Consider the following 12851-nt stretch of genomic DNA (forward strand, 5'->3'; position numbering starts at 1 on the left):
CATCCAACTTACAAACAAGGCATCTTGGTGTGCCAATCGGTAGCTTTTTGGAACATTTGGGCAGCTCGTAGGAGGCGGTCTTCTTCTAAGGCGGGGGCCTGCATGTGGAGGCCAACCGGGAGGCCGCTGCTGGTCATGCCGCAAGGAACCGAGATCGCTGGGATACCGGCCAGGTTCGCGGTTACCGTATACAAGTCTTCCAGGTACATCGCCAGCGGATCGTTGGTTTTCGATCCAGCCGCGAACGCCGGGTTTGGAGCGGTGGGGCCGACAATCAAATCGACCGACTTGAATACCTTATCGTAGTCCTCGCGAATCAATCGACGAACTTTCAATGCCTTGAGGTAATAGGCATCGTAGTAACCGGCGCTGAGGGTATACGTGCCGAGCATAATCCGACGCTTTACTTCCGGTCCAAAGCCTTCGGCCCGGCTTTGACGATACATGCGGATTAGTGGTGTATCCATTCGCTTGAGCCCGATCTCGTCGCCAGCTGCGGTTAGGGCTTCTTTCTCTTTTTCGAGCTCCGCCAGCATGGTTGCTTCGTCGCAACGATGTCCGTAGTGGGCACCATCGAAACGGGCCAGGTTACTCGAAGCTTCACTCGGGGCGATGATGTAATAAGTTGCGATCCCGTACTTGTTGTGCGGCAACGAAATATCGACCACCTTGGCACCTAGCGACTCGTAAACCTTGACCGCTTCGCGGACTGCTTTGTCCACTTCGCCGTCGAGCCCCTCGCCAAAGTGCTCTTTCACCATGCCAATCCGCAAACCTTCCAGCGGCTGATCAACTGATTTGCTAAACAGCGGGCAAGCCACATTCGCTGAAGTCGAATCAGCCGGATCATAGCCGCTAATCGCTTCCAGGAATAAAGCCGTGTCTTCGGCAGTACGAGCCATCGGGCCGATCTGATCTAAGCTACTGGCGAACGCGATCAAGCCGAAACGACTGACTCGGCCATAGGTTGGCTTCAAGCCGACTACGCCACAGAAGGATGCTGGCTGACGAATGGATCCGCCGGTATCGGTTCCAATCGAAAGAGGCACCATCTGAGCAGCCAGACAGGCCGCTGCCCCGCCGGAAGAACCGCCGGGGACGAGCTCGGTATTCCAAGGATTGCGTGTTTTGCCGAGGGCAGAATTTTCGGTCGAGCCCCCCATCGCGAACTCGTCCATGTTCGTCTTGCCGAGGATGACGGCGTCCGCCTCTTCCAGCTTTTTAATCACCGTGCTGCTGTAGGGCGGGACGAAGTTCTCGAGCATCTTCGAGGCGCACGTCGTGACTTCCCCTTCAGTGCAAAGCAGATCTTTCACCGCGACCGGAACACCGGCCAGCTTGCCGACCGGCTGGCCTGCTTTGCGTTTTTGATCGACATGTTCGGCTTTTGCCAGGGCCTTGTCGTCCATTACCTTCAGAAAGGCACCGATCTGGCCATCGTGCTGGCGGATACGATCCAGACAGGCCTTGGTCACTTCAACCGAGGTGACTTCGCCAGATTCAAGCTGAGACAACAACTGGGTGGCGGACGCTTCGTACAAAGCCATCGTGCGTTTTGCCTTTTCTTTCCGTCAGATTATTTCGAGCCAGGAAACGGCCAGATGAAGTGCCGCCGACAACGTTTAAGTCGCCATTGGCTGGTCAGTCTGCAAACCGACTATGATGCCGGAATTGAGTCGACTTGACTAGTCGTAGTAAGGACTTAGCCCAGGAAAGAGAAGCGGACGCACACAGATTCCACCGATTTCAGCGAACCAGATGGCGACCAACTCGATCAGACGCAGCATCTTACGATGCACACCGATATCGATAGGTCATAAGCTAATCAGCGAGAGAGACGCTTAAGGCCGTCCCTATTCCCCTAACACAGCAGGAACGCGAAAGCATTCGTCGTCCCGCTTGGGGGCATTCACCAAAGCAGCATCGCGTGGCAGCGATCCATGCGGAACATCCTCCGCGAAGATGTTGTGCTGCTCGACGGCATGAGCCATGGGCTCAACATCATCAGTATTCACTTCGCCAAGAAGCTCGACATAAGAGACGATTTGGCTCATCTGCTCGGTCATCTTCGTCAATTCTTCACCAGAAAGGCGAAGACGGGCCAACAACGAGACCTTTTCGACTTCTTCTCGGGTCAAAGATGACATCGAACTTCTCCTGCAAGCAGCACTCAAACAGGTGCCATGACCACGTCAAGGTGGCCACAATCACACCAAATTAGCGTCCGCGTTCTTCCGAAGGAAGCTTGAAGGGGCGATGACGCACGACCTTCTTCACGTAACCGCTACGAATGCACTGCGTGCAAACTCTCAGCTTTTTGTGTTCGCCATTTGGCATCACGGCCTTGGCGGTTTGCAGGTTCGGCTTGAACTTGCGACGGGTGATACCCGTGATTTTGGTACCGACACCGCCCAGGTACTTTGCCTTACCGCGGAGGGTAACTTTGTTGCCCATGCTGTGGCCCTTGCCACAAATTTCACACACGTTGGCCATTGCCAGCGACTCCTAGACGGTCGTCTATTGCTTGATACGAAACGGACCAATTTACCAATTGAGGCCTGCCCTGGCAAGGCGTCGACGCGAGGCAACTTGCTGCACTTGCCTCGCAAGTCATTACACTTGCAGCTACTTGGGCATTGGGTACTTACGGCAGACTTCCAGAATTTCTTCCAGAACGACGCCATTGGTACCAATTCCGTCGCCGCTGTAGATAGTCGATTCGCCGGTCCAACTGGTAAACGTACCACCAGATTCTTCCATGATTGGCTGCAATGCGGCGGCATCCCAGATGCTCATCATGGGGTCTATCATCGCGACAGCCCGGCCGGTTGCCACCAGCATATAGCCGTAGCAATCGCCCCAAGTCCTTGTCACGAAAGACCTTTCTTCCAGTTCAAGGAAGCCTTGCGTGGCGTTGCGTTTGTTGAAAGTGCTGACCTGCGAGGTCACCATCACGCCATCCGCAAGCGAAGCGGTTTTGTTGACCTGGGCCCGTACCGGGTCGTGGTGCGGACGTTCGTACCAGGCTCCCTTACCTTCGGCAGCCGAGATCATTTCATCCAGACCAGGAATGTAGACCACGCCCAGTCGTGATTTCCCATCCTTTTCGACACCAATCATCGTGCCGAACAAAGGTACGCCAGCGATAAAAGCCTTGGTGCCGTCGATGGGATCGACAATCCAGTTGTAACCGGTCGTCCCATCTTCGCTACCAAACTCTTCGCCGATGATGCCATCGTCAGGAAATTCTTCCTTAAGCCCTTTACGGATAATCTTTTCCGCGTTTTGATCCGCGATAGTAACAGGGGAAGCATCTTCCTTCTTTTCAAAGGAAAGATCGGCACGCTGAAAGTGTTCGAGCGTGCTTTTACCTGCGAGCCGGGCCAACCGACGGGCCGTCTCTAAACGCTTTTCGAGATTATTTTGTGAGGTGTTCATGGACATGAGAATAGAATGGTCGCTTGAACGGAACAAGCCCCCGATTCGACATCACCAACCCAATTTTGGTCACCTCAGGGCAAAGTCCCCTTCTAAAGAGGATGAACACGATCTGCCGATGGCGACACGGGGGCCGCGACTGCTTCACTGTGTACTAGTGGCATTTGCGAATCTTCCGTGTCATTTTCTTCGGATTCGATCGAAGGAGCCATAATTAGATGCGAGATTTTAATGGCTTCCAATTGCTTTCGAGCGGTTGCCGTCACATCCTGCAAGGCCTTCTGTAGATTCACTTGCGTGATATCATCCGGCGCGGCTGGCAGCGGTAACTTCGAGTCGAGCGGCCCTTCGATGGCTTCGATAACGTCGAGCAAAGAGATCTCCTCTGGCGAGCGAATCAGCATATAACCGCCGTCCACTCCACGAGTGCTTCTCAGAACTCCGTGATTCACCAAACTGCGAAGAACCTGAAGCAAAAAACGTTCTGGCATTTCGCCTTTGGAGGCAATCTGGCTACAAGGTACCGGGGTATCCGAATCCGATACCGCCAACTGCATGGTTGCCTGTAACGCATAAGCAACTGTTCGCGACAACTTCATTCCACTGCCCTCTTTTGTTATGGAACGATGATAATTTCAAAACGTGCAGGGGACTTATCGATTAACTGACAACCAATCCCCTAAACCCAATAAATACTTCTTCCACTCTTACCGTTTGACCTAGCGAGCAACGTTAGCCATAAGCTGACGCACGTTGATTCTCTTGGCCCAGAAATCTAGACAACTAGCCGTTTGCGGCTGACCTACCGTCTAAACCGACAACAAATGTCTTAAGACAACCTAGTCAATTAAAACAAATACAAAATTACTTACACCCCAAACGCGGTAAAAATGGAGAATACGTCTATTTCATACGGCTTTCAATACAAATATCTGCGGGTTTAACCGTTTTGACAAAAAAACAATAAAAAAGAGGTTAATGGCATACAAAGAACACTAATCAATTAGTTAGTGGCACAAACAAAGTATCGTTAAATACTGGGGGTTCAATCCGAACTTGCCACAAAGCACTGTGGCAAAACCCGCTGCTAGCATCAAAACGGCTTTGCTTGCTGCAGCACTCAAAGAGGGTTGGCTTCCCCAACCTTAGCTGCTCGGGAAGAAAGAAATGCAGGATCTCAGACGCAGGAAGCTAAGAAGGTTCCTGAGTAATCTCTGATTCCGCAGGCGCGTGCTGGGCAATGAAGAACGAGTGCCACAGCATCAACCCAGCACCGACGACCAAAAGCGTATCGGCAACGTTGAAATTGGGCCACACATACTCATCGCTGTAGCGAAAGAGGATGAAATCGCGGACGGCCGCTTTGCCCCAAATTCCAAGCCGATCGTAGAGATTGCCGAAGATCCCTCCGGTAATCAGGCCCAGCGCTGTGGTTAACAACCAATCATTAGCAGCTTTCGCCACAAACAACCAATACAAGATGCCAATGGCCGCCACGACCGAGAAGAGGGCAAATACCGGAGTGTAACCTTGCCCGAGGCCGAATAGGGCTCCTTCGTTGGTCGATGTTTGAAAGCCCACATAGGGCTCGATGAACCAAAAAGTGCGGTTTTGCCCAGGCTCGCCTAACCAGGCAAACACGGCTGCCTTACTCCACAGATCAAATCCGCACCCGGCGATACTAAGGCCAAAGAACAACACATAACGGCTTACAGGAACCGCCGAAGGGTGGCTATCCACGGGATTCTTCGTCTCGCTTGGTGGCACAGTCGATGCAGTAGTGGGTGTAGGGGATGGCATTGAGTCGCGACTTTTTGATCCGATGTCCACATTCAACGCACGCACCATACTCGCCCGATTCAATCCTGGCCAGGGCAGAATCAACTTCTGCTAGCGTAGCTTGCTCGGCAGCCAACAAGTCGAGCGAGAACTCTTGCTCGTAGTTGTCAGACCCAATATCAGCCATGTGGATCGGCATTTTCGATAGATCCCCAGCAGCCTCTCTGCCGGTCCGATTCAAAGCACCATCGGCCAGATGCGTAGCGTCGCCGACAAGCCTCGCCCGTAACACACGCAGTCTTTCTAGGTAAGGTTGAGCTTCCTCGGTCTTGTAAGCTCCTTTGCTTGGTCCCGTCTTTCCCATGGCGCTTCTCACGAAGGTGGTCTGTCGTTTGCCTTAATAGCCCGTCCAATGGGCAGAAACTGTAGTTTAGAGGGATCACTCTCACGCGGTCAAATCAAACAACTTTTTTTCACCAAGCTCTTCTTTTCTCCCCTAAACCTAGAATCGCTGAAATAATGTCTGAGCTGATGGAAAGTTAATGGGGTTCTATGAGCGAAAGGAGGCATTTTAGGTACTTCTGCGGCAGATCCTCGCGACTCGATACGATGTTGAACCACGTTTGCTAGGGTCGGCAGTAGATTTTTCCTTCTGAACCGTTCTTTTCCGATGGCGTCCAACTCTATTAGAATCGCATTCGTGTCCTAGACTTAACCGTCTCTCCAAGGACACACCCCTCATTTTCGGGCAAACTGCGGCGCGGCGACGCGTCTCCCGTGACCACCGAACCCCTTTGACCATAAGCATTTCAAAGCGTGACCACGACACCTGCCGCGTTTCAGCGGTGCATTTCGCCCGAATGCGGCCAGACCTACGATCTTTCCCAAACCCTGGTAGCTTGCCCTAAATGTGGCGACTTGCTGGATATTGCCTACGACTGGGACCGCTTGTCCCCGCCGAAAACCTGGAAAGATATCGAAGCGAACTGGGCCAAGCGAACCAACCCCCTCAACTTCAGCGGAGTATGGCGTTTTCGCTCGCTGTTTCCTTTCGCGACGGACGAACAAATCGTCACGCTCGGCGAAGGACAGACCTTGCTGCAGCAAACTGACGACGTCGGCAAATTCGTTGGGCTCGACTCGGGTAAACTTCACCTTCAGTACGAAGGCATGAACCCCAGCGGCAGCTTCAAAGACAACGGCATGACCGCTGCTTTCACACACGCCCACATGGTCGGTGCGAAGCGGGCCGCGTGTGCTTCGACTGGCAACACCAGTGCCTCTTTGGCCATGTACTGCAGCGTAACTCGCTTGATGAAAGCGGTAATCTTCATCGGCAGCGGCAAGATCTCGTACGGCAAGCTTTCCCAGGCACTCGACTACGGGGCACTCACCTTGCAGATCGCTGGCGACTTCGACGACGCGATGGCTCGCGTTAAGGAAGTCAGCAAGGATATGGGGATCTACCTGGTCAACAGCGTGAATCCCTTTCGCCTGGAAGGTCAGAAGTCGGTCATGTTCCGCGTACTGGAAGCGCTGCAGTGGGAAACGCCGGACTGGATTGTGGTTCCTGGCGGCAACCTCGGCAACAGCAGCGCCTTCGGTAAGGCCTTCGCCGAACTCAAAGAACTAGGGCTGATCGACCGGATTCCGCGTCTAGCGGTGATCAACGCCAGCGGAGCCGATACGCTCGATCAGCTTTATAACCAGCACGAAGTTCGTTGGAACGGCGGGATGTATCCACGCGATACCATCGCTGCCTACTACCAAAAGATGGACGACGAGAACCGCAAGGCTTCCACCCTGGCCAGCGCTATTGAAATCAACCGGCCGGTGAACCTGCACAAGTGCCTGCGGGCGCTGCACGACTGCGATGGTGTAGTTCGCCAGGTTTCAGATCAGGAGATCATGGACGCTAAGAGCCGTGTTGGCTCTGGCGGCATGGGCTGCGAACCGGCAAGCGCCGCCAGCGTAGCCGGTGCGAAGATTTTGCGAGAACAAGGGGTCATCGCCCCCAGCGATCGCGTGGTCTGCATCCTGACCGGTCACCTATTGAAAGACCCGACCGCCACCGTCGCCTATCACACAACCGATCAGGACACGTTCAATAGTGTTCTGGGAAGTCGCGGCGTCAAACGAGCCACGTTTGCTAATCGTGCCGTTGCCGTGAAGAACGACATGAACGACATCGTGCAAGCCATTCAGTTGTACGGCTAACTCCGGGATCCTCGCAAAGGGGGCCGAAGGGTGCGTCTCGATGCACCGCTGCCCCCTGAAATCCTCTTTACATCGAACGCGCGGAAACGCTTTTGCTCACGCGTTTTCGTAGGATAGGGTGCGTCAAAACGTTCCCATCCACACCGATCAAACCAATTGAGTCCGTCCCCTGCCCTTGCCTGTGTGGGCAGGAAGTCTCTTCAAGGTAGAAAGAAAATCATGCCCACCAAAGTCGCTATTAATGGGGCCGCTGGCCGGATGGGGCAACGCTTGGTTGCGCTAGGTTGCCAGGACAAGTCGCTGGAACTGGTTGCCTGCTTCGAATATTCTGGTCACCCCAAGTTCGGCCAAGATGCCGGCAACGTAGCTGGGGTGGGTGAACTTGGCTTGTACTTGGTCGATCATACGGACGAATCCTACGACGCAATCATCGACTTCTCGGTCCCTGAAGGTGCCCACGCCGCCGTCGAACGAGCCGTAACCGCCAAAGCTGCCTTGGTGATGGCCACCACTGGTCTTAAAGAAGAACACAAAGCCAAGATCCGCGAAGCAGCCAACGTGATTCCCGTGGTTTGGGCTCCCAGCATGAGCACCACCGTCAACTTGACGATGAAGCTCTGCGAGATCGCAGCAGAGGCCCTGAAGGACGTCCCTGGCGGCGCCGATGTCGAAATCCTTGAACGGCATCACCGCTTCAAAGAAGACAGCCCCAGCGGAACCGCTTTAAGATTTGGTGAACTTATCGCCAATAAGATGGGAATTACGCGTCACATTCATGGCCGCGAAGGACGCCCCGGGGCTCGGCCGCATGACGAAATCGCCTATCACGCTATCCGAACCGGCGATAATCCCGGGGAACACACGATTATCTTCGGCCTGCTAGGCGAAACGATGGAACTGACCGTCCGCGCCAGCAATCGCGATTGCTACGCCAGCGGAGCGCTCCAAGCCGCCAAGTTCGCAGCAGGCAAGCCGCCAGGGCTGTACAATATGAACGACGTGCTGGGACTGTAGGTTAACAATCCCCTTGGATCTACAGACCAATGACAACGGCATACAAATTGATAAAGCTCCAGTTCACTTGAAATAGGTACTCAGAATGGACTTCCTTGCCACAGAGTTCGTAAGAGTACTTTATGCGTTACTGCCTGGATTCTTTGCTAGTTGGATTTTTTACGGCCTAACAGCGCACCCCAAACAAACCCCATTTGAGAGAGTAGTTCAAGCACTTATCTTTACTGCTATCGTCCGCTTCTTCGTAGTACCAACCAGATGGCTCTTATTTCTATTTGGCAATTTACTCCCCTTAGGTCACTGGACTTCAGACACTGAGTTCATCTGGTCAATGCTTTTTGCCACTGCCATTGGATTTATTTTTACGTATTTCGCCAACAACGATCAAATACATGTTTTTTTGCGCAACCTCAGTTTTTTCAATGGAAAAATCAAGGACATTACAAAGAGAACATCATATCCCTCAGAATGGTTCAGCGCGTTTAACAAAGATAGACGATTTGTGGTCCTTCACCTGAAAGACAATCGTCGCGTTCAAGGTTGGCCTTATGAATGGCCAGACTCCCCGGATACTGGACATTTTGTACTTATGAATGCATCATGGCTATTACCTGATAATACACAAGCACACTTATATTCGGTTGAACGAATGCTGATACCTGCAGCTGAGGTTGAAATCGTCGAAGTGTTAGCGAATGAATCGGAGCTTCGCGTCACCGACGATGATCTTAAAGAGGCGTATTCTCCTTTAATTAAGCTACAAAAAGAGGACAATGCTCAAAACAGTCAAGATAGTCAATTCTGAGTATTTGCATTCGCAAAACTCATTAGACCGACTTATCAATTTCAGCTATGATTACTTTCCATATTTGCAGGTTTCCCACTATGATTCCAGCACTTTTTCATTTGGAGTTTAACCATGTCTAATGGGGATTCCTCCTGCAAGCATGTAGGAGAGAGAGGCAACAACGGCCTGCCTCCCACAATTACCAACAATTCCTCTAACGGCCCACCTCCTAATTCACCTCAGATGGTCGATGGCGGTCATTCTGGCCCCCCGGAAAGCTCTTCAAGACCAGCTCCTCCACCTCCACCTCCGCCGCCAAAAAACAAAAAATAACCTTAAGTCTGTTGGTAAAATAACTTGGAGTTCAACAATGGGAAGCAAAGCCCCTCAACCGCCCCCAGGATCAAATCCGCCACCTTCTTCTCCAACTAAACAGGCAGGTCATAACGGTTTACCTGTGAATGAATCACGCCCGGCACCACCACCTCCTCCTCCACCTCCCAAAAATAAAAAATAGATCTATGCCGCCTAGAAGAATCCAGAGTTGTACAACTCTGGATTCTATAACAAATGTCAAAGATTCGGCTTCCGGATTATTTTTCGAGATTTACACGCCCACCACAATTGCCTTCATGCTATAGCCCACACCACGACCTTCGGACAGAGGCTAAAACCATGGTAAATGTCATTATAAAATCCTTCATTTCATACAACTTGTCTGTCATTGCCCTAACAGCAATAATCATCTCAAGCTGTAACTCGGGGATCCATGCTTCTGAACTCCCGACACCTCTCCTCACCGCCCACGCTCACAACGATTACTACCACCAGCGTCCCTTGCTCGATGCACTCGACCAGGGTTTTAGCAACGTGGAGGCGGACGTCTTTCTGGTAGGTGATCAGCTTCTCGTGGGGCACTTCCGCTGGGAATTGCGCCGCGATCGTTCGCTCGAATCGCTTTACCTGGCTCCTCTGAAAGAACGCGTCACCGCCAACGATGGGCATGTCTACCCTCAGCCTGGCCGCTTTGTGCTGTTGATCGATATCAAAGAAGATGGCGCTGACGCTTACGCGGCCCTCGCAAAACTCTTAGCAAAATACGACGACATCCTCTCGGTCACCCAAGATGGCAAGCACGAGCAAAAGGCCGTCACCGTGATCATCAGTGGCGATCGTGCCCAGAAAGAGATCGCGAAGTCGAACCCACGCTATGTTGGAATTGACGGTCGCATTTCGGATTTAGAAAGCGAAGCCCCCAGCGACTTGCTGCCCCTTATCAGCGACAAATGGAGCAGCCATTTCAAATGGAAAGGGAGCGGCGAGATGCCGCCAGAGGAACGCGAGAAGCTAAAAGGTATCGTCCAAAAGGCTCACCAGAAGGGGCGTCTTGTTCGCTTCTGGGCAACGCCTGAAAAGCCAGAAGTTTGGGCAGAACTGCAGCAAGCTGGCGTCGACTTGATTGGAACCGACGACTTAAAAAAGCTGGCCAACTTCCTCAACGAGAACACCCCAGCCGCGCAGTAACTTGCGTTTAGGCGCAGAAAAAGGCCCCGATAACGTGAGCTCCCGAAAGAACATTTTCAGGAGACACGTTATCGAGGCCTATCGATTGCTTCTTAGACAGAAGCATTCCAATCGTTGCTAGACGCCACCACCTTGCAACTTCTTACGTTGCTGCTCGGCTGCGCTCGCCTTTTTGTTGGGCTTCAACTCATCCCCTTTCAATTCAATATTCAAGTTGGGATCACTGGCATCGATCTCCATTTCCAACGTTGAATTAGAGTTGAATTCAGCCGGGATGAACTGAAACATAATCGGTTCCGGTTCTGGAATACGTTCCGTCGGAGCGGTTTCCCCAATCTTTTTCTCGGCGGTAACCTTCACGCGGCGCTTCCCAGGAAGCGTATTCAGCGAAAACTTGCCGTCTACAATCTCGGCACTCTCAAACTGCCCTTGCCCGCCGACCGGCTGCAGTTCGAGGTACCCTGATTCAATTGGGCTCCCGTTCCACGTGGCGGTACCTTTCACGTGAACCTTGCCGTCAGAGTCACAGCCAACAACAAAGAGAACCAAAACGACTAGCAAAAAAGGAGACCAACGGCCATAAAGCTTTGTCACGCGAAAATTACCTTTATATGGGGAGAAACGAGCGTCGAGAACGGCAAAACCATACCAGCGAATTAGTACTCGCCGATTACCTTCCCATCGCTTCGTGCACCAAGCGATCGCCAAGGATTAAGCGCGACGGTCTCGGAAACAAATCGAACCGAGCCATCCGTCAACGCCACATTCACACCCCCTGGATGCCAGCTGCGAGCAGCAACCACGTTCGCTCCCCAGTCCCAATCAGAGTGTTGTGTACACTTCGCACCCAAATTGCTTCCCAAATTGGTATGGCAGCGATTGAGGCGGTCATTGGCATTCGCGTTGGGCGTGAGATAGGTCGTAAAGCCCGCACCCATAGCAACCTGAGTTCGCCCCAGCGATCCCCAAGTATTTTCGGCAGCCGGAGTAATAATCTCAGAGAACAACAGCGTATTGGACAACCCGTCGGTGCAGTCCTTCAAACCAGCCTTTCTCTCCGGCACGAACATGCCGGCTGTACCAGCGTAGCCATCAACCTCGTTCCACGGCGCCAGGCCAGAATTGAAATTGGCATCGCCGTAGCACACCACGTAGTTATGCAAGGCATTTTGCCAACTAGTGACGCCTTCTTCCTGAATTTTGGTATCGTCCGATGGGCAAAGCATTGCATCGAGAAGCTGCTTCCGGGCTGCACCACCACGGGTTGCATTGCCGTTGATCTTCTCTTCAAAGTTAAGCTGCTCGTACATGGCATTCTGTTCGATAAACGGCAAAATGAACCCATACCAAGACCAAGAGTCGCGGCCGTAATTGTGTGGGTTTCCGTTACCGTAGCTTCCGGGGGGAAGATTTCCGTAGGTATCGTGGAAATTGTGCGAGGCCAAGGCTAGTTGCTTTTGCTGGTTGGTGCATTGCATCCGACGAGCAGCCTCGCGAGCTTGTTGCACAGCCGGCAACAGAAGTGCGATCAATACGCCAATGATAGCGATCACAACCAACAATTCGACGAGAGTAAAGCCGGAACGCGAACGGCGGCAATCAATCTGGGACACGAGCATGAGGGATCCTTTTTTTAACAATTGAGATTAGGGGAACAAGCAACCGTAGTAGCTTGTCGATCGAAGCGGGTACTGCCTCTGGATCTCAGGAAAACTAAACTAGGGAGAAGGAGAAAATGAAGAGCCAGCTGACCTGGGATCGTACTTGTTTGCCTTCGACCAACCGAAAACTCTTTCGGCCAGCCTGAGGGCGGCACCCCTGCAAAGCCCAAGAGCTTCGAGCGGTTCTATCAAGTTAATATTACATGACAAATTTTTCCATGAATTATTGTTCAAGCAAACGTTATGAATTCACATGTAAATTCACAACAACACGTGTGCTACATCTCCACTTCTGCTAGACGTAAGTAAAAGTCCCATCACGGACACTTGGCATTAGGCGTGTTGGCAAGTTTCTGCGTTTATCGCTTGCATTGCACTCGCACCCCAAGCCAGAATGACCGAAATTCCTCCTCTATTTCTCCCCATACTCC

Annotated in this window: 13 protein-coding genes; 4 read left to right on the plus strand and 9 right to left on the minus strand. The window is 52.3% G+C overall.

Annotation, left to right across the window (positions count from 1 at the left end; all coding sequences use genetic code 11):
- Window positions 1-8: 8 nt before the first annotated feature.
- The 7 genes from gatA to DTL42_RS11915 form a co-directional block, all read right to left on the minus strand.
- On the minus strand, window positions 9-1547 hold the full coding sequence (gene gatA, locus DTL42_RS11885; RefSeq protein ID WP_114368946.1) for an Asp-tRNA(Asn)/Glu-tRNA(Gln) amidotransferase subunit GatA: 1539 nt from the start codon (window positions 1545-1547) through the stop codon (window positions 9-11).
- A 306-nt stretch (window positions 1548-1853) separates the two neighbouring features.
- On the minus strand, window positions 1854-2147 hold the full coding sequence (gene gatC, locus DTL42_RS11890; protein WP_114368947.1) for an Asp-tRNA(Asn)/Glu-tRNA(Gln) amidotransferase subunit GatC: 294 nt from the start codon (window positions 2145-2147) through the stop codon (window positions 1854-1856).
- A 70-nt stretch (window positions 2148-2217) separates the two neighbouring features.
- Entirely contained in the window at window positions 2218-2493 is a 276-nt protein-coding gene (gene rpmB, locus DTL42_RS11895; protein ID WP_105350374.1) for a 50S ribosomal protein L28, read from the minus strand.
- Window positions 2494-2625: 132 nt separating this feature from the next.
- Entirely contained in the window at window positions 2626-3444 is an 819-nt protein-coding gene (hisN, locus tag DTL42_RS11900) for a histidinol-phosphatase (protein WP_234824178.1), read from the minus strand.
- 86 nt (window positions 3445-3530) lie between these two features.
- Complete coding sequence (locus DTL42_RS11905) at window positions 3531-4037, minus strand: RrF2 family transcriptional regulator (protein ID WP_114368949.1); 507 nt, start codon at window positions 4035-4037, stop codon at window positions 3531-3533.
- Between the two features lie 592 nt (window positions 4038-4629).
- A complete protein-coding gene (lspA, locus tag DTL42_RS11910; protein WP_158545342.1) occupies window positions 4630-5178 on the minus strand; it encodes a signal peptidase II in 549 nt (182 codons plus the stop codon).
- Entirely contained in the window at window positions 5171-5581 is a 411-nt protein-coding gene (locus DTL42_RS11915) for a TraR/DksA family transcriptional regulator (protein ID WP_114368951.1), read from the minus strand. The genes lspA and DTL42_RS11915 overlap by 8 nt, the downstream gene beginning before the upstream one ends.
- A 452-nt stretch (window positions 5582-6033) precedes the next feature.
- Between DTL42_RS11915 and thrC the strand changes: the two genes are divergently transcribed.
- The 4 genes from thrC (at window position 6034) to DTL42_RS11935 (ending at window position 10759) form a co-directional block, all read left to right on the plus strand.
- Window positions 6034-7434 (plus strand): threonine synthase, encoded by a 1401-nt coding sequence (gene thrC / locus DTL42_RS11920; protein ID WP_114368952.1) that lies wholly within the window; start codon window positions 6034-6036, stop codon window positions 7432-7434.
- Window positions 7435-7653: 219 nt separating this feature from the next.
- Window positions 7654-8448, plus strand: a complete 795-nt coding sequence (gene dapB / locus DTL42_RS11925) for a 4-hydroxy-tetrahydrodipicolinate reductase (protein WP_114368953.1) — start codon at window positions 7654-7656, stop codon at window positions 8446-8448.
- An 85-nt stretch (window positions 8449-8533) separates the two neighbouring features.
- Window positions 8534-9253: a DUF6338 family protein gene (locus tag DTL42_RS11930; RefSeq protein ID WP_114368954.1), complete on the plus strand. Its 720-nt coding sequence runs from the start codon at window positions 8534-8536 to the stop codon at window positions 9251-9253.
- Between the two features lie 852 nt (window positions 9254-10105).
- Window positions 10106-10759, plus strand: coding sequence for a hypothetical protein (locus tag DTL42_RS11935; RefSeq protein WP_234824179.1), 654 nt, complete (start codon window positions 10106-10108; stop codon window positions 10757-10759).
- Between the two features lie 117 nt (window positions 10760-10876).
- Here the strand turns inward: DTL42_RS11935 and DTL42_RS11940 are convergent, their stop codons facing one another.
- Window positions 10877-11353 (minus strand): hypothetical protein, encoded by a 477-nt coding sequence (locus tag DTL42_RS11940; RefSeq protein WP_114368956.1) that lies wholly within the window; start codon window positions 11351-11353, stop codon window positions 10877-10879.
- Window positions 11354-11415: 62 nt separating this feature from the next.
- Complete coding sequence (locus DTL42_RS11945) at window positions 11416-12372, minus strand: DUF1559 domain-containing protein (RefSeq protein WP_158545343.1); 957 nt, start codon at window positions 12370-12372, stop codon at window positions 11416-11418.
- Window positions 12373-12851: the final 479 nt, after the last annotated feature.

The sequence above is a fragment of the Bremerella cremea genome (assembly GCF_003335505.1).
GTDB lineage: Bacteria > Planctomycetota > Planctomycetia > Pirellulales > Pirellulaceae > Bremerella > Bremerella cremea_A.